This window comes from Bacillus sp. BP-3 (genome assembly GCF_028401955.1).
In the GTDB taxonomy this organism is placed as follows: Bacteria; Bacillota; Bacilli; order Bacillales; family Bacillaceae_G; genus Bacillus_A.
Window position 1 is genome coordinate 134,545 of record NZ_JAQOTJ010000011.1, and the last position, 18,436, is coordinate 152,980.

Annotated in this window: 20 protein-coding genes and 1 pseudogene; 4 read left to right on the top strand and 17 right to left on the bottom strand. The window is 34.8% G+C overall.

Annotated features, from left to right (window positions below; all coding sequences use genetic code 11):
• Positions 1-211 precede the first annotated feature (211 nt).
• The 7 genes from PLX19_RS17685 to PLX19_RS17715 form a co-directional block, all read right to left on the bottom strand.
• Entirely contained in the window at positions 212-1,729 is a 1,518-nt protein-coding gene (locus PLX19_RS17685; protein WP_272190067.1) for an ABC transporter permease/substrate-binding protein, read from the bottom strand.
• Positions 1,730-1,732: 3 nt separating this feature from the next.
• Complete coding sequence (locus PLX19_RS17690) at positions 1,733-2,686, bottom strand: ABC transporter ATP-binding protein (protein ID WP_272190068.1); 954 nt, start codon at positions 2,684-2,686, stop codon at positions 1,733-1,735.
• A gap of 101 nt (positions 2,687-2,787) precedes the next feature.
• Positions 2,788-3,342, bottom strand: a complete 555-nt coding sequence (locus tag PLX19_RS17695; RefSeq protein ID WP_272190069.1) for a YdcF family protein — start codon at positions 3,340-3,342, stop codon at positions 2,788-2,790.
• Between the two features lie 287 nt (positions 3,343-3,629).
• The gene (locus PLX19_RS17700; protein ID WP_272190070.1) at positions 3,630-4,859 is read right to left on the bottom strand and encodes an MFS transporter; all 1,230 of its coding nucleotides are present in this window, start codon (positions 4,857-4,859) and stop codon (positions 3,630-3,632) included.
• A gap of 1 nt (position 4,860) precedes the next feature.
• Entirely contained in the window at positions 4,861-5,397 is a 537-nt protein-coding gene (locus tag PLX19_RS17705) for an NADPH-dependent FMN reductase (RefSeq protein ID WP_272190071.1), read from the bottom strand.
• A gap of 154 nt (positions 5,398-5,551) precedes the next feature.
• On the bottom strand, positions 5,552-6,187 hold the full coding sequence (locus tag PLX19_RS17710; RefSeq protein ID WP_272190072.1) for a response regulator: 636 nt from the start codon (positions 6,185-6,187) through the stop codon (positions 5,552-5,554).
• Positions 6,184-7,332, bottom strand: coding sequence for a histidine kinase (locus PLX19_RS17715; RefSeq protein ID WP_442869063.1), 1,149 nt, complete (start codon positions 7,330-7,332; stop codon positions 6,184-6,186). Before PLX19_RS17715 ends, PLX19_RS17710 begins: the two co-directional genes overlap by 4 nt.
• A 207-nt stretch (positions 7,333-7,539) precedes the next feature.
• On the opposite strand from PLX19_RS17715, the gene PLX19_RS17720 reads away from it, so the two are divergent.
• Positions 7,540-8,130 (top strand): class I SAM-dependent methyltransferase, encoded by a 591-nt coding sequence (locus tag PLX19_RS17720; protein WP_272190074.1) that lies wholly within the window; start codon positions 7,540-7,542, stop codon positions 8,128-8,130.
• Between the two features lie 42 nt (positions 8,131-8,172).
• Here PLX19_RS17720 and PLX19_RS17725 read toward each other — a convergent pair whose 3' ends face one another.
• The 4 genes from PLX19_RS17725 to dat all read right to left on the bottom strand — a co-directional run bounded on the left by PLX19_RS17725 (position 8,173) and on the right by dat (position 11,231).
• Positions 8,173-8,721 (bottom strand): cysteine hydrolase family protein, encoded by a 549-nt coding sequence (locus PLX19_RS17725; RefSeq protein ID WP_272190075.1) that lies wholly within the window; start codon positions 8,719-8,721, stop codon positions 8,173-8,175.
• Positions 8,722-8,851: 130 nt separating this feature from the next.
• Positions 8,852-9,340 (bottom strand): hypothetical protein, encoded by a 489-nt coding sequence (locus PLX19_RS17730; protein WP_272190076.1) that lies wholly within the window; start codon positions 9,338-9,340, stop codon positions 8,852-8,854.
• Between the two features lie 257 nt (positions 9,341-9,597).
• The gene (locus PLX19_RS17735) at positions 9,598-10,245 is read right to left on the bottom strand and encodes a nitroreductase family protein (protein ID WP_272190077.1); all 648 of its coding nucleotides are present in this window, start codon (positions 10,243-10,245) and stop codon (positions 9,598-9,600) included.
• Between the two features lie 116 nt (positions 10,246-10,361).
• On the bottom strand, positions 10,362-11,231 hold the full coding sequence (dat, locus tag PLX19_RS17740) for a D-amino-acid transaminase (protein WP_272190094.1): 870 nt from the start codon (positions 11,229-11,231) through the stop codon (positions 10,362-10,364).
• Positions 11,232-11,549: 318 nt separating this feature from the next.
• Between dat and PLX19_RS17745 the strand changes: the two genes are divergently transcribed.
• Positions 11,550-12,002, top strand: coding sequence for a hypothetical protein (locus PLX19_RS17745; RefSeq protein ID WP_272190078.1), 453 nt, complete (start codon positions 11,550-11,552; stop codon positions 12,000-12,002).
• A 558-nt stretch (positions 12,003-12,560) separates the two neighbouring features.
• Here PLX19_RS17745 and PLX19_RS17750 read toward each other — a convergent pair.
• The 4 genes from PLX19_RS17750 to asnB form a co-directional block, all read right to left on the bottom strand.
• Positions 12,561-12,890: a hypothetical protein gene (locus tag PLX19_RS17750; protein WP_272190095.1), complete on the bottom strand. Its 330-nt coding sequence runs from the start codon at positions 12,888-12,890 to the stop codon at positions 12,561-12,563.
• An 18-nt stretch (positions 12,891-12,908) separates the two neighbouring features.
• A complete protein-coding gene (locus PLX19_RS17755) occupies positions 12,909-13,397 on the bottom strand; it encodes a GNAT family N-acetyltransferase (RefSeq protein WP_272190079.1) in 489 nt (162 codons plus the stop codon).
• 16 nt (positions 13,398-13,413) lie between these two features.
• Complete coding sequence (locus PLX19_RS17760; RefSeq protein ID WP_272190080.1) at positions 13,414-13,773, bottom strand: GNAT family N-acetyltransferase; 360 nt, start codon at positions 13,771-13,773, stop codon at positions 13,414-13,416.
• Between the two features lie 244 nt (positions 13,774-14,017).
• On the bottom strand, positions 14,018-15,919 hold the full coding sequence (gene asnB / locus PLX19_RS17765; protein ID WP_272190081.1) for an asparagine synthase (glutamine-hydrolyzing): 1,902 nt from the start codon (positions 15,917-15,919) through the stop codon (positions 14,018-14,020).
• 395 nt (positions 15,920-16,314) lie between these two features.
• Between asnB and PLX19_RS17770 the strand changes: the two genes are divergently transcribed.
• Complete coding sequence (locus PLX19_RS17770) at positions 16,315-16,773, top strand: Hsp20/alpha crystallin family protein (protein WP_272190082.1); 459 nt, start codon at positions 16,315-16,317, stop codon at positions 16,771-16,773.
• 28 nt (positions 16,774-16,801) lie between these two features.
• Here PLX19_RS17770 and PLX19_RS17775 read toward each other — a convergent pair whose 3' ends face one another.
• Positions 16,802-17,389, bottom strand: a complete 588-nt coding sequence (locus PLX19_RS17775; RefSeq protein ID WP_272190083.1) for an SCO family protein — start codon at positions 17,387-17,389, stop codon at positions 16,802-16,804.
• A 104-nt stretch (positions 17,390-17,493) separates the two neighbouring features.
• Entirely contained in the window at positions 17,494-17,952 is a 459-nt protein-coding gene (locus PLX19_RS17780) for a helix-turn-helix transcriptional regulator (protein WP_272190084.1), read from the bottom strand.
• 79 nt (positions 17,953-18,031) lie between these two features.
• Between PLX19_RS17780 and PLX19_RS17785 the strand changes: the two are divergent.
• A pseudogene (locus PLX19_RS17785) lies at positions 18,032-18,274 on the top strand (MBL fold metallo-hydrolase); the annotation flags it as partial.
• Between the last annotated feature and the right edge of the window lie 162 nt (positions 18,275-18,436).

The window sequence follows — 18,436 nt, forward strand, 5'->3', positions numbered from 1 at the left end:
TCTACCAGGCATTCATATTGTGAGTTATTTATATATAAAATACGTACCTCGAAAATAACGAACTGTTTCACTTTATATTCTTTCAGAAAAACATTACTTATTCTAAAAGAAAACGAGCAAAAATGGAATACTTTTTCGAAAAAAAGTATAAGTATGCATAAAAAAAGTCGCTTATTCTTATCATAAACGACTTTTTTTATGAATTTGTAAATTAATCCCATTTCAATAATCCTTCTTTTTGTAAAAATTCTCTTGCTACATTCTCTGCGACTTTCCCTCCTACGTTCACTTCATAATTCATTTTACGCATTTCTTCGTCAGTAATTTTCCCCGCAAGTTTATTTAATGACTTTTCAATTTCGGGATATTTCTTTAACGTTTCTTCACGTACTAATGGTGCTCCTTGATATGGTGGAAACAGCCCTTTATCATCTTCTAGCACTTGCAGGCCGTATTGCTGTAATTCACTATCTGTTGAATAGGCATCAATGAGATTCACATCACCAGATTGAATGGCACTATATCGCAACTTCGGTTCCATTGTCTTTAAATTAGGAAACTGTATATTATAAAGTGTTTGTATTCCTTTATATCCATCTTCACGATCTGCAAATTCAAGTGTAAATCCAGCTTTCATATGAGAAGAAACATTTTTCAAATCAGAAATTGTCTTGATGTTATACTGCATCGCTATTTGTTTTGGTACTGCTAATGCGTACGTGTTATTATATTGCATTGGCTTTAATAGCTTCATATTAAATTTTTGTTCCATCCCATTTCGGGCCTGCTCATATACTTCTTGACGATCTGTACTTTTGGGTGCTTCTTTTACGAAAGTCGATAAAGCCGTTCCTGAAAATTCTGGATAAATATCAATTTCTTTAGATTTTAACGCTTCAAATACAAAAGATGTTTTTCCGAATCCTGGTTTTACCTCCACATTTAAATCTGTATCCTGTTCGATTAATTGTTTATACATTTGAATTAAAATTTCCGGTTCCGAACCAAGCTTACCAGCAATTATAATATCTTTCTTTTGTGTACTCCAAAGAAATGGTGCGATGATGATTCCGACTACAACGGCAATTGTAACAATTGTTCGCCTTGGTGAACGTCTTACATGCAAGGTCATGCGCAGCACACCATCAAAAAATAATGCTAATAATGCAGCTGGAATTGCGCCTAACAAAATCAGAGCATGGTCATTTCGATCAATCCCAAGCAGAATAAGCTTCCCTAACCCTCCTGCCCCAATTAAAGCAGCTAAAGTCGCTGTACCAACTATTAGTACCATTGCTGTTCGAATCCCTGCCATAATAATAGGCCAAGCAAGTGGTATTTCTACCTTCCATAAACGTCTCCAATTGTTCATCCCCATCGCTTTTGCTGCCTCAATAAGCGACGAATCTAATTCACGAATCCCTGTGTATGTATTTCTTAAAATAGGAAGCAGTGCATAAATCACAAGGGCAATTATAGCTGGGACCTTCCCAATACCAACTAACGGAATTAATAACCCAAGTAGTGCCAAAGAAGGAATCGTTTGCATCACAGCAGAAGTACCAATTACCCATTCAGCAATACGCTCTTTTCTTGTTAACAAAATTCCAAGCGGAACTGCGATAAAAATAGCAAAAAATAACGCAATCAACGAAATTTGCAAATGTTCCAAAAGGGCAGTTAACAGTTCTTGTTTACGCTCTTTCATTGTTTGTAAAAAGGTTGTCACTGTCTATGCCCTCACTTTCATTTGCTCTACTATGTATTGAACGATATGTTGGCTTGTTAATGTACCGATATATGTACCGTTTTTTACGATAGGTATTTCTTTTTCATGTTCTAAACGAAGCAAAGCATCATGCAGGGCCACTTCAGTCGAAAGTGGATGACCATCACCTTGTTTTCCTTCTTTCGTTAATATTGATACTATATCTTCTACTTTTCTATGATCATACCAAGATAATCGTGGTCTCCCAATAAACTCTTCTACAAATGTATTTGCAGGATTTTGTAAAATGACTTCTGGCGTATCAAGTTGGACAACTTTTCCATCTTTCATTATACAAATACGATCACCAAGCGCTAGCGCTTCTTGCATATCATGAGTTACGAAAACAATTGTTTTTTGAATCTTTTTTTGCAAGTCTACTAAATCACGCTGCAGCTGCTCACGGCTTAAAGGGTCAAGCGCACTAAACGGTTCATCCATTAAAACAATTTTCGGATTGGCAGCAAGTGCCCGCACAACACCAACGCGCTGCTTTTGACCACCAGATAATTCATCTGGCATACGTTCCCTATATATATGTGGATCTAAACCAACCATTTCTAATAACTCATCAACACGCTTTTCGATTTTTACTTTACTCCATTTGCGCATTTCTGGTACAACCGCAATGTTTTCTGCAATTGTCATATGCGGAAAAAGCGCAATTTGTTGCAAAACATACCCAATGTTCCATCGTAATTCATGAATGTTATAATCCCGGATGTTCTTCCCATCAATAAAAATTGAACCTTCTGTTGTTTCAATTAATCTATTAATCATTTTCATCGTCGTTGTCTTTCCACATCCACTCGGGCCAATTAAAACAAAAAATTCTCCTTTACGGATCTCTAGCTGCAAGGAATCTACAGCCTTTGTTTTATCATCAAACGTTTTTGAAACGTGTTCAAATCGAATCACATACACAACTCCTTTTTCATTCTTTCCTCTATTTTCAAGGAAGTTTGAGCTATTTTCAAATGATTTGTCTTTTCAAAATAAAAAGAGCTCTATCTTGAGCTCTAATAATCTTTTAAAATTGTCTTTATGATTGCCGCATACTCACGTATATATGCCTTTTTTCGCGAATACTTTGGCGTTGGTGCAGCAAGTGCTTCCATCTTCATACCTAAGCGGTCTGCGATGATTTTCGTCCGGTATAAATGATACGTGTTACTTACTACAACCGCATGCTTCACATCATATAGCTCCTTAGAAAACTTTAGATTTTCATATGTACTTGTAGAACGATCTTCAAGTAAAATTCTTTCTTTTCCAATACCGTTTCCCATTAAATATCGACTCATACTAAGAGCCTCTGAAATATCTTCATCGTCTCCTTGCCCACCAGACACAACTACTTTTACTTTTGGATGCGAATGTAAATAGCCTAACGCTACATCTAATCGGTTTTGTAGTGATAACGATGGTTTATCGCCAATTAATTTTGCACCTAAAATTAAAACATGCGGTGCTGTATGACTAACTTTCTCATTAGCAATTTTCTTCATACGATACGTAATATACACAACGTATACTGGCGGCAATAACAACAGTAATAATAACCATTTATTCATATAGCAATTCTCTCCCTTTTTTATATTATATAAAAGAAAGAGATCATACAGAAGTAATTTACCTATTTCTATTTAAAATTCAAAAAAATAGCGAGGAGACAATCCTCGCTACGTTCCCTATCCTTGACGCTGTCCTGCATTTTGAGCATTGCGTGCTTTCTTTGAAGAAGTATGATCTTGCGTTTGATTGCCTTTATGCTTTGCTGAACCTAATGCCTTTGTTTTTCCCATATCTTTTCACACCTTTTTTAAATGTTATATTTATAGGATGTGTATTAGATTCGTTACTATACAACCGTTTTATTGGTAATGTGAATTCGTTCTTTCTGCTGCATTTTCACATATGAAATCCCAATACACGTTGCACCAATTAATAATATGCTCAGTGCATAAAACGGAACCATAACGCCGATTTGAGACACAAACGTTGTAAAGGCAATAAGAAGAATAACTCGTACACCTGTACCAACAAATCGAAATAGACTATCAACACGCCCAATTATTTCATTTGGAACCTCTTCCATCATAAGCACACTTCGTGCAACACGTGTGCCGGCATTTCCCATCGCCTTAAAAATAGCAAGGCCGTATACCAAGTAAACGGATGGTTGTATGATCATTACGATAATTGAAATTGTATATATGAGCATTGTGAATACAATAGATACTTCTGTTTTTACATATTTCATAAGAATTGGAATGCCAATTCCCGCAAGCATCGCACCAATTCCGTACATCATTCCTTCTGTTCCATATACTGATCCATTTGCCTTTAATACGTCTGAAATGTATACAGGCATTAAATAATTTGTCATCATCACACCGATAAACGGCATATATGTCGCAAATAAAAACCAAAATAATCGCTTTCTTTGCTTCATAAAATGAACACCCTCAAAAATTTGTTTTACGAATGGTTGTTTCCCCACTTTTGTTCTCTGTTTTGTATACGGAATAAACGATAATAAAATAAATGCTCCTACATATGCTAACATGTTAATAAACAGGATCCATTTGACATCAACAATTGAAATCATATAACTAGCAACGGCACCAGCGATAACTTGTGTCAATTGTCCCTGTATTTCCATCGTACCACTAAGTGATTTATAATGCTCTGGCGCAAACACTTCTTGGTTAAATGCGAAAATATTCGGATAAAATACTAGATAATAAAACGAACCTGCTATATACAGCACAATGTAATGGATTGTTTCATAGGAGTGACCTGTAAATCCCCAATATACCATAACAAAGACTGCGATTGCTCCAATGGCTTCATTCACTAAAAGTAACGTTTTACGAGAAAAGCGATCAATACAATGTCCGATAAACGGTGTACACAAAAACATAACAAGTGTAGCCATAATCGAAATATAACCAAACATTGTATTGCCACCAGGCGCCGTTACAAGCAGCCACGAAATTGTAATCATCGTAATCCCAGAGCCAATCGCTGATAGGCTATTGGCTCCAAGAATATAGTACAACCGAGAATCACGGTAAAGAGATGACAAATTAATCAGCTCCTAACTGTTTTTTCAGTTCTGGAAAAATGCTCATGTACCCTCTCAATTCTTTTAGCAAATCCGCAATTAGCGGTTTCGCATCTTCCCCTAATTCTCCGTTCTGTACATGAAGACTATCAATAACAACTTGTTTCGGAATCACATTCGCATATACGCCTCTTGCCACGATGCGCATACTATTTAAGGCATTTATACCACCTTTACCTCCGCCTGCAACTGCAAGAAGCCCAACCGGTTTATGCGTAAACTCGCTGCTTCCAAGAAAATCAAATGCATTTTTCAGTGCACCGCTCATCGCATTATGATATTCCGGCGTGCATAGGACAACACCATCTGCTTCTTTAACAAGTTTCTTTAATTTTGTTACTGCTTGTAATTCATATTGAGAATTTTCTCCGTTATATAACGGAAGCGCTTCAACAGCTAAATCATATAATTCTCCGTTATAAATCTGTGCAATATGCTTTGCAATGACACGAGTTTTACCAAATTTACGTGGCGTACCGTTAATGACAACTAGTTTCATGATTATTTCTCTCCCTTGTTTGAATTTCTATATTTATCTTATCAGAAAATTCCCTCTTATAAACCGTAAGAAAGGCGGAAACCAGTTGAGAAAATAGTATGAAAAAACAAAACAGAAACTCATACTTTCGTATGAGTTTCTGTCATTACTTTTCCTATACAACGCCATGTTTTACCGCATACAAGGCTGCTTGCGTTCGATCATCTACATGTAATTTAGCTAGGACATTTGAAACATGCGTTTTCACAGTTTGTTCTGTAATATGTAGTTCTGACGCAATTTCTTTATTACTTCTCCCTTTGGCTATTTCTCGCAACACTTCTTTTTCGCGCTTCGTTAACATAGACAAGTGATCTTGCTTGCTCTCAATTGCCGCAGGGCGACCTAATAAGGCAGGCGTTACTTTTGGATGAAAATTAGCATTACCTTGATGAACTGCAATAATAGAAGCTACAAGTTGATCGGGCTGCACTTCTTTTAATTGATATCCATCTGCACCTGCTTCCATTGCTGGAAGAACATAATCTTGTTCTGAGAAACTGCTTAACATCAGTATTTTAATAGATGAGTCATATTGTTTTATACGCTTCGTTGCTTCAATTCCGTTCATTTTCGGCATTGACACATCCATTAATACAACATCAGGTCGTTCTGTTTGAATAAATTGTAATGCCTCTTCTCCATCTCCCACTTCACCAATAATGTCAAATTCTTCTTTTGTTTTTAAAAAGAAAACAAGTCCTCTTCGGACAATATGATGATCTTCTACAAGCAGTAATTTAATTTTCAATACATGTCTCCCCTTTGAACTGGTAACTGAATCTCAATCTTCGTTCCTTCACCTAGTTTCGTTTGAATATGAAACTTCCCTTTCATTAACTCAATACGCTCTCGCATATTTTTCAAACCAAGCGCAGAATCTCTTACTTTCTCTTTCATAAATCCGACTCCGTCATCTTCGATTTGAAACTTCAACATATTGTTTTCTATTTTTATATGTACAAATACGTTTTCGCAAGAAGCGTGTTTTTTACAATTATGAAGTGCTTCTTGACTAACACGCCATAACATTTCTTCTATTTCATCATCCATCGAAATAACCCTATCAATTCGCATAATTACATGGATACCAAGAAGCTTCCCATAATTTTGAATTGCTTCAGCAAGACCTTTTTCTAAACCTTCAGGCCGTAACTGCCAAATTAATAATGTCATCTCTTGCAGCGCCTCTTGTGATAACTCTCCTATATACGTTAACATCTCCTTTAATTCTGTATTCTTCGTCATATCCATTGTTCCTCTAGCCGTTAACATAATGGAAAAGAGAAGTTGCTTTACAGAATCATGTAAATCACGTGCTAGGCGATTTCTTTCTGCAACGATTACATATTTCCGCTCCTTCTCAACTAGCCTAATCCGTTGAATCGTTGTCCCTATTTGAAAAGCAATCGCTTCTAATAAAGCTAATTCTTCTTCTGTAAAGTACGTTTTATGAGGAGAAGCAACATTTAATAATCCAAACTTCTCCCCTCCTGCCTGAAGTGGAATCGTCGCATGATGCGTAATACTCTCTGTTTCTCCCCATTCATATTTAATCGCATCTTCTATACGCTTACATTCAATAATATTTGTTGCTTTTTGCAAACGCCCCGCAACAAATCGATCAATACACCAACAATCACCTTCGCACATTGGTTTCTTTTCTTCCCATGTAAGTGCTGGTGGTAATTTTGTATCAACGAGCATTCGATGCGTTCCTTTTTCATCAATAAAAAAAATCCATCCTGTTTGTAAATCCATCACTTGCAAGAGCGTATGCAGGACTTTTTCTAACATTTGCTGCAAATTAGTCGCTTCATTTAATAACTCTGCAATTTCTTTTAACGCTTGCAATCGATGCATTTGTCTATCATTTTCATTCATGTTCATCACCATTTCCTATTATAACATTAAGAAATTTCTAAATACTATAAATAAAATACAGCCCCTATACCAATTTTATTCTCTTTGATTTTTATGTGATATTCTTCCAAATACCCTGTACCATAAGAAAGGAATTTGAAAAAAGTATAAAGAAACATATACAGTTAGAAGCTCCATAAAAAATTTTTATATGAAATAATTAAGAAAGGTGATATAAAATTGAGTGTATTGACTAAATTAATAGAACAAGCTAAAAATCCAAGAGGTTTTGTAGGGGCATCTATGTTATGCATCATGAATGTAACTCATACTAGTATGACAAAATGGGCTTTAAGCAAGGTTAAAATTAGTGAGCGTGCAAGAATGCTCGATATAGGTTGCGGCGGTGGAAAAACAATACATACTCTCTCGAAAATGAATCAGGACGGAAAAATATATGGTATTGATTATTCCAAACAAGCAGTAGAAAATTCTATCAAACTGAATAAAAAAGATATAGATTTAGGGAAAGTGCTTATAAAACAAGCAAGCGTATCGGATATGCCTTTTTCAAATGACTTTTTTGATATTATTACTGCTTTTCAAACACATTATTTTTGGCCAAATTTAGAGAATGATGTAAAAGAAGTATTTCGGGTCCTCACATCAAATGGCTATTTTATTATCGCAGCTGAGCTATATAAAATAAATTATCATATGAAAAAATTCAAAACAAAAGAAGATATAGAAAAATTATTGAAAGAAACGGGATTTAGCAACGTAGTATTTCATGAGTATAGAGGTTCAATTTGTATAATTGCAAGAAAATAACGAAACCGCCAGAATTTTTATTTTTCTGGCGGTCGTTTCTTCCTATTTTACTGTAGTTTGTAGACAAGACTTTACATGCTGCAGGGCAAATTCATGCCCTTGTTGATTAAATGAGGCAACTGCGTTTTCGTAAACTACAATGCGGAATCCTTTATTATAGGCATCAATTGCTGTATGTAACACACAAATGTCCGTACAAACACCAGCAAGATGCACTTCTTGTATCCCTCTTTCTCTAAGTTTAATTTCTAAATCTGTTCCTGCAAAGGCGCTGTACCGTGTTTTATCCATGTAATATACATTTTCATCATCTTTATGTATTTCGTATAATTTTTGTAATTCACCGTATAAGTCTCTTCCCTTTGTTCCTGCTATATTATGAGGTGGATATAATTGTCTCTCTGGATGATATAAATCATTTTCTACATGTTTATCAACAGCAAATACAACATAATCTCCATTTTCAATACACCGCTTCGTTATTTCTACAATGTTCTTTTCTATAACTTGCCCAGCTTTACCACATGTCAAAGCTCCATCTTCTGCAACGAAATCATATGTATAATCAATATTTATAAGTGCTCGTTTCATCTTTTCTCTTCCTTTCGTTTCACAGTAAACAATAGAAAACGTGTTATAACGACGTTTTATTACATATTCGACATGTATAATGAAAATCCCTATAAAAGAAAAAAAACCTGCTTATAAAGCAGATTTCCTCTTACTGTGCTGGTTTATTTTCAAACTGCGCCTGGACAAAGTTGATTACTTTTCCATTTGGATCATTATTTTCATACTGAATTACTGTTACGGTATGGATACCTGGTTGTAGTGTCTCTTCCTTTAACGCGATTGTCGTTTGCGCTAATTTATTTACTTCATGCTTGTCTTCAAATTGTTTATCGATGTATACAAATATTTCTTTATCCTCTTGGAAATTTGCAACTTCAATTTCAACTTGTTGGATAAGCGTATCTTTTTTTATAAATACTACAGGTACATTCCCATTTTCCGATGTACCATCTGGTGTAACAATTTTGAATTTTCCTTCACCAACTGAAGTTACCCCTTCTGGGAATGAATATTTTATTTCTTGCTGTGCATTAACAGCTCGTTCCTGTTGTTTTTCTTCCTTAACGTTCTTTTCTTCTGTTACCCCACAACCTACTAACAACATAACAGATAATCCAGTGATTATGAATTTTTTCAAAATCCATTCCCCCTGTATCTCAATGTATAATTTATTATACAAAAATAATTCTTAAATATATACACATATTACTTTCATAAACAAATTCTCTCATTACACCATTAAATGTACCACACTTATTCCCTGTTTATCACCATTATTTCTTCAAGAAATTTTTAGTAAATCTATTTTTACTATTCATTTCCACAAAAAATAATCTTAGTCCTTATAACTAAGATTATTTCAATCTTTCTCTTCTTACTAATAAAGAGATTATATTATCGAATAAATGTTGTAATTTCCGCTACTGCTTTTCGAGCTAGTTTTTTCGGCTGCTCTTTCGGATATCCTAATGCAATTACCATATTGATTTGTTTATCAGATTCAATTTGGAAGTAGTCTCTTAGCTCGTTTTGCGCTAATAACACTGGTCCTGTCATCGGGCATGTACCGAGGCCCCTGGCATGCGCTGCAAGCATTAAGTTTTGCGAGGCTAAGCAACTACTTTTAATGCCTTCTTCTTCCCAAACAGACTCTGGAACAAACTCAATCGGATCAAAAATCTTTTCCCGAAATTTCGATTGATATGGCGTTGCTAAGCAAATAATTAAAACCGGTGCATCTGAAAATGCTGTTGCATATGGTCCGAAAGAGCGAGTCAATAATCTCCCTGCTTTTTCCTCTCCTTTTTGCGTAGCTTCTTCAGCTCGCGTATGTAGCGCATTCCATGTCATTTCTTCTATATCTTTAATTTTGTCTCGGTTCATAATCACGAAAAATTCCCATGTTTGTGAATTTGTATCACTCGGTGCATATCTCGCACAATCAATAATTTCTTCGATATCTTCCACAGGAACGTCTTGGTCAGTAAATTTCCGAACACTGCGACGGCCGTGAATAATATCTTTAAATGCTTGATAATCCATAAGATTCAAAATCCCCTTTTATAACGTTTTCAAAATCTCTACCTGACTGATTATATCATATAATGAAAAAAGCCGGAGATATTCCAGCCTTTTTCATATTTACTCGTTTGTGGCATCTAATTTACATTAACCCTATACACACTCTCCTTATATGCCGCTTGCAACTTTCTTATAAGTCGTTGTTCTCTCGTTTGATACCAAGCTTCCCCAATTTGCGTCACGGGTACAATTTCAATTGGTGTAGCGGTAAAGAAGCATTCATCTGCTTCATATACCTCATGAAGAGAAAATTGACGTTCTTCTACCGGAATATGCAATTGTTTTGCTAACGAAATGACATGATGACGTGTAATGCCATACAAAATAAACTGGTTCGCAGGGTGTGTAATCAGAGTTCCATTTTTAACAATAAAGAAATTAGAATGACACCCTTCTGTTACAATGCCATTACGAATTAAAATTGCTTCGTAATAACCTTCTTTTGCAATTTTATTTTTAATCATGATATTCGGAAGTAAATTAAGTGATTTTATATGACAAAAATGCCAACGTATATCATCGGCAACTGTTGCTTTAATTCCGTTTTCCATTAAAGTATCTGGCCTTGGAAATGGTACGATATTTGCGTAGTATGTAGGCTGAAGATTGGATTCAAACAAATGATTTCGAGGTTGAACACCTCTTGAAATTTGAATGTATACATTTCCATCCTCTTCAAATTGATTTTTCTCAATCAATTGCTGCAACTGAGAAGTAAGTTCTTCTTTTGTAAAGGGCGGTTCTAATTCAATTGCTTTCATAGATTGGAAAAAACGATCTAAATGGAGATCTAATAAATGAGGCTTTCCATCATATAAACGAAATACTTCATATACTCCATCTCCAAACTGTAATCCTCGCTCATCTAATGAAATCATTGGTTCTTTCTCTCTCGTATTTATAATACTTCCATTAAATAAAATCCAATCTTTATAAGCACTGTGCATTGTTACTCGCCTTCTTTTCATATATATTCCCATTGTACAACCTGAATTATTTAAAGAGAAGCAATATTCTAACTTTTGGTTAACAAAAAATATTTTCTCCTTTTACTAGCGAATTTGCTTTTTACATATAAAATTCTGTTATGCATGGCCAAATGTTCTCATCTACATAAAAAGAAAGGCGTTTTTTTCAATTTGTGTTTATATAAAATATAAAAACAACGTTACAAATTTGAAATTACCAGATTTTCTAATTTATCTACAGTGAATTTTGTTTTATAATAATATCGTTATGTTAAAATATTCAAAAGGAGAACACATGTGCATATCCAAAATTTATCTATTCAAACAAACTATGACTGTTTCACTTATGAGCAGTTAGAATCAGAAGCGTCTAAGCTTCCAGCAAATATGCAGCAATTCTATTTACATGCGGTTGCAACATTAAGGAGAGAATTAGCACCTAACGAATGCTTCTATTATTTATCGACAGGCGCATTTCGTCATACAGCAATTGGCTTTTTATTCTTTACGGATAGACAAATTATTATGGGTGAACAACAAGGTTTAAGCGTGAAATGTCATACCATACACTACCGTGATTTTACAAGTTGCACCGCTCGTACTGGTCATATTTTAGGGATAAAAACAAATGCAATTTATCTCGAAGAACCTCTTTCTCCTTCCGTAAAAGAAGAGCGTGTTACCCATATTCCAGACGAACAATTTCAAATCATATATAAATTTGTACAAGATAAAATTACAATGAATTAAATTATTCCCACATACTAATAACCAATGTTATTAGTAATTAAATTCTTCAAAAAGACTTGCTCATATTGGATATAAAAGCATACAATATTAGACGCAAACTATTGATGCTCATTGTTTTTCATCTCCTAAAAGGAGGAAATAACTTGGGGTTATTGGAGGGGTATAATAATTTCAGCGGAGCATTTTCTCCCCTAATTGTTCGTTCAATTCATTTTTATAGCCAGCGGTGGAAGAAAAAAGTTCACAAAAAACAACATCTTTTATTGCGAACACATAAAAGAAGACGGTATTATATGAAGAAATTGTCATAATAAAAAGTTTCAAGTCAAAAACTCTCTACTCAAAAACACCTAGGATCTCTTGTAAATCACAAGAAACCCTAGGTGTTTTTAAAGAGGTTTCACTTCATTTCCTAAAGTTAAAATAAAAAAATCCATAGGTCCTGTGTTCTTTCCTTCCAACTTAATATAAAGTGTATTTAATATAAGAGGGAAATAAATCGGCTGAAGCGCTCATCCTATTTTATTTATAAAATTACAACGCTAGACAAAAACCATCTTATGAAAGACGGTTTCCATCATCTCGATTCAACCAATTTAAAATCAAAATATAACTTTGATAGTGGACATACCTCAGCCAAAATAAACTACATAAGATTCCCATTCCGATATAGCTATATAGCAAACCAAATTTCAAGAAAATTGCAATGGTTGGTGGAAAAAGAGTGACTTTTTGCAAACTATATAGCATTAGAAACAACATTAAAAATAGCGGGAAATACTGCAATTCATATGGTGTACGTCTCTTTCTTAATATTTTTCTTATGAGAAATTGAAAGATCTCTGCAAACAAAAAACAACTAAGAACTACAATAAGCGCTAGTGTCATCCCCATACACCTACCACCTTATTTTATGATATATTGATAAAACAACACATCTTGCCATTCATTAAACTTATAGCCAACTTCTCGAAAGCATCCTACATATGTAAATCCCATCTGTTCATGCAGTTTCACACTTATATCATTTCCCTTTGTAATTCCAGCAATAATAGCATGATGCTCTGCCTCTTCTGCCAATTGAAGTATGCGCCTTATCAATTTCCTTGCTATCCCTTTCCCACGTGCATGTTTTTCCACATATACTGAAATTTCCACCGTTTGCTTATATGCTTCTTTCTCACGAAATGGTGATAAAGAACAATACCCAATTATGCTACCATCCTCCTCTGCAACAATGATCGGATACATTTCAGTATGCGCCTCAAACCACACACTCATTTCTGCTAATGTCTTCTCTTGTAAATCAAATGTAGCGGTTGTATGTATAACTGCATCATTATATATGTGTAAAATATTTCTTACATCTTCTCTATATGCATTACGAATTTCCATTGCTTTGTCTCCCCCATTACAATTTCTTTATGCAAACATCATTATTTTTTTGAAAACCGAGTTGTCCAAAAAACGACTCTATTCTTTCGTTTTTATCTATACATAATATTTGAATCTCCTTCATATGTTCACTTTTTACTATTTCTTCAAACGTATAATACGCATTCGTTCCATATCCGTATCCTTCATAATCATGATGAATAAGAAGATACGATAATAGCGCTTTCTCATGTTGCACAGTGTAGTCAATGATACCTATATATGTATCATCTGCTTTTATACAATACCCTACATCTCGAATTGGTAAATCATAAGAAGAAAACATTTCTTCTACTACTAACTTTGTTTCGTCTGTTATCTTTTCAAACGTTAACATATGTATTTCACTCCTTATTATTATTGTATCGGGTAGGACAAGTATTTATGAAAAAAACCTTAAGATAGATGCTATCTTAAGGTTTTTTCTTTATCCCGCTATTCGCGGGCAGTAATACTCCCACCTGAAAATTCAGTGGAAGCAAAGAAGTAAGGTGGAGATAAACTGCCCTTAAAAGCCCGATTGGTGAGGGCTGATAATCAGTGAGGTGATAAAGCCCCGACTCACTGATTAAAGTTTCACTTTATACTAAGCTATAAGCGCGCTTTGTTTCTTCATGAAACGCATTTGTATCATATTTATGTTCAACAAAAATTTGGTGCCACACCATAAATGCAAGGACTGTCCAAATTTTACGGCTGTAATCACCTTTATCTGCACAATGTGCTTCTAATAAGTCTAATACGTACTGCTTATCAATTAAATGCTCTGTTTTGCTTTCTTTAATGATATTTACAGCCCAATCATGCATTTCATCTTTTAACCAGTGACGGATAGGTACTGGGAAGCCTAACTTCTTACGATCTAATACGTGATCCGGTACAATGCCGCGTACTGCTTCACGTAAAATCGCTTTTGTTGTACCATTTGCAATCTTTAATTCTGTTGGAATTTTAGATGCAACATCAAAAACTTCTTTATCTAAAAATGGTACACGAAGTTCTAACGAATGTGCCATTGTCATTTTATCCGCTTTTAATAAAATGTCACCGCGCAGCCATGTGAACATATCAATGTATTGCATTTTACTTACATCGTCATAGTTCTTGATATCATCATACAACGGCTTCGTGATATCCATGTAATTCACACTCTCATTGTAGTGCTTCATAAGTGCTGCCTTTTCTTCTTCACGGAAGATTTTCGCATTTCCATAGTAACGCTCTTCAATCGGTGTACATCCACGCTCTAAGAAGCTTTTCCCTTTGAATCCTTCTTTTAATGCACCACTTAACGCTTTTAACACACGTTTTCCTGGGCTAGGGATGTAAGAGAACATTTTTAAAGAGTTTGGCTCACGATAAATGTTATATCCGCCAAACAACTCATCTGAACCTTCACCAGAAAGAACCACTGTTACATGTTTACGCGCTTCTTTTGCAACGAAGTACAATGGTACAGCTGCCGGATCCGCTAATGGGTCATCCATGTGCCACATAATTTTTGGGAATTCATCCATAAATTCTTGTGGTGTTACGAATACACTATAGTTTTTCACACCTAATTTTTCTGCTGTTTCTTTTGCTACGTCAACCTCACTAAAGCCACGACGTTCAAAACCAACAGAGAAAGTTAATAGATTTGGATTCATTTCTTTAGCGATAGATGCGATAATCGATGAATCGATACCACCAGATAAGAATGAACCTACTGGTACATCACTGCGCATATGCATTTTCACGGAATCGTATAATACGTCACGAATTGCTTGAATATGCTCTTCTTTCGTCGCGTCAGATGCATTGAAATATGGCTGCCAATAACGACGAATTTCCATCTCTTTTCCAATTTCTTTCACAAAGTAATGACCTGGCTCAATTTTGTTAATATCAACTGTTAACGTTTCAGGCTCTGGAGCATATTGATACGTAAAGTAGTGTTGCAGAGAAGCTGGGTTTACCCCTTTATCTTCCATCACATGTAGGATACTTTTCTTTTCAGATGCAAAAAATGTTGTATCCTCGTGCTGTGCAACGTAAAGTGGTTTAATACCGAAATGATCACGTGCACCGAAAAGCTTTTTCTCTTCACGATCCCAAATCATAAATGCAAACATACCACGAAGGTAATCTACACATTTTTCTTTCATATGAGCATATAACGAAATGATTACTTCTGTATCAGACTGTGTCGCAAATGTTGCCCCTTTTTCAAGAAGCATTTCGCGAAGTTCTACATAGTTATAAATTTCACCATTAAAAATAATTACATAGCGATCATTTTCATACGTTAACGGCTGATGCCCTGCCTCTAAGTCAATAATACTTAAACGGCGGAAGCCAAATTGTACATGTTCATCACGGAAGTACCCTTCATCGTCTGGACCACGGTGAAAGATAATCGTATTCATATTTTCAAATTGATGTTTTTCTTCTTCCGAAAACCCTCTAGGGTTTTCACATAAACATCCTACAAAACCACACATACTTTCTTACCCTCTTTCGGTTTTCATTCTTTTTCTATACTACAATATCAACCCTATTTATACTAGCATAATCATAGCAATATGGCGACAAAAAGTACATAAATCCATTATGTTTTTTCAACATATTCATCACTGCTATGCAAAATAAAAAATACTTTTCTCGTTTTCTCCTTTTCCTTTTGAAAAAAGGCTTTGACTGCTCCTGTATATGGTCACCTGCTCAAGCTCACCTAAAAAAAGGTGTTTTCTGTCGCTTTTTCAATTTGCAATTATATAAAACAATTCTATTCTTATCCTTTATCAATTCCTAATTTTTTACTTACCTGAAAAATCATACTCACGTTTAGGCGTTTTTGTCATATGATATTTCAGATTTATCTTGAGGAGGAGAAATGATGAGTGATGAAAGAAAGCCTTCACGTCCACAATTTCGAAGTTACTTAAAACAAATTGATGATTTTTTCGAACAAACTCCGCTACGCGATGTTATTGCAGATATGAACCACTTTTTCCAAAAAGGAAACCGTTTAGTAACATTTCCTGTTGATTTATTTGAAGTAGAAGAAAACTTAGTTATAAAAGCTGAACTTCCTGGTATCCAAAAACAACAAATTCAAATTGAAATAGAAGGTGAATACTTAAAGATTGCCGTAAAAGAAGATGTTTTAGGCGAAGAAATAAATGAATCGCCTAATTATTATCGACGCGAACGCACAATGACGGAAGCTTCTCGCGTTATTAAATTACCTTATCCAATTAACAAAAAACAAGCAAAAGCTTCCTATCAAAATGGCATATTAGAAATTCGTGCACCTAAACTACCGCAGCAACACGATATTTTATCGATTGAATAAGAAAAGGATGCTCATCCGCATCCTTTTTTCATTGTGTTAAGCGTCTAATATCACGCAATATATCATCGTATGGTGTTTTATTCATACCACTATATTCCTTCATCACTTTACCATTTTGATCCACTAAATAAAATTTTGTACCATGTATAACTTGATCTTGATTTTCTGGTTTATCAACAAACGCTTTAAAATTGTCTTTCGCAAATTTTTCAATGTCATCTTGCGAATATCCGGTTAACAAATTCCAATTTTTCGTGTCATCAGTAAATTTCTGTACAAATGTTTTTAACTTTTCAGGCGTATCTACCTCTGGATCTACACTAAATGATACAAATTGAACATCTAGTTTTTCTTCTTTCGCCAACTTTTGCAACTTCGCCAAATTCGCTGTCATTGGCGGACATATGGTTTGACAATTTGTAAATACAAAATCTGCTACCCACACTTTTCCTTTTAAATCTTTTGAACCAAATTTTTCACCATTTTGATTTATGTATTGAAAACTTTGAACATCCCAATTTAACGGCTTGCGAAGTTTTGATCCTGAACTACATCCGGCTAAGACTAGCAAACAAATGGCAGTAAGAAGTCCAATCCATTTTTGAAATCGCTTCATTATAAAACACCCTTCTCTCCTTCAAAATATAACCATCTCTTTTATCGCATACTAACGGAAGGTTCACTTTATTGTAGCAAAGGTAAACACTATGAGAAAACCGTTTACTTTACTTGTTCACTAAATCGTACTAATTTTTCAAGCGCTTCTTCTTTATGAAATGTGCTGAACCATCTATAATTTTCATCGTCTAAAATCCGATAATGTTGGCTAACAATGTTTTGTTGTAAACAGAAATCTCCTCTGTTCTCAATTTCCTTCCACCATATCTGTCCGCCCATCGTTTTTTCTTTTTTATATTCTATTTGATGGTGAGCAATTGTTTGAACAACTTCAAGAGCAGACCCACCAAACGCAGCCTGCAATACTTCACTGCTTTGAAACAAGGCACATATCGCAACAACAGTCGTCCATGAAGGCAAAATGCGCTCTTTTTCAATTTGAACAAGCGTCTTTTTGGAAAGACCTAAAATCTCTGCCATTTCTTCTTGTGTATAATTATGTTCTGTTCGAACTAGCTTCATTTTTTTTGCAATTATTTGTACTACTTCGTCTTTATTCATTTGAACACCCCTTCTTTTTATGCAAACAATACCCTGTTGTATTTTTACACTTTTTTAATACTTAGTCAATTTTATTTACTTCTTTTGTAGTTTTAAAGAAATTGGAGAACACTTTTTAATCGATATCGTCCTCATACCAATTGGTGCTTATGAACCTAAATGGTTGCATATTTCTCCAAAAGAAGGTATCACAAGACTTCACAACAATTAGAATTTACGAATGCTTCCATGGGAAGAATTACATATTTTATTTCTTAAGCAAGCATATATAACTCATTCTCCTCCTGACCCAAAAGTAGAAATAGCAAATACGCATGTATAGCATGCAAAATCCATGCACCTTTAAAATTAAAAATATTTATCTATCACGAAAAAAGCTACTTGAATATAATCAAGTAGCTTTTTTCTCAGGCTGTGGAGAAAGTATTCTCCGCAGCCTGTTTTTGTGTCTGAACCTCTTTTTATCTGTCAACACTGATAAAAA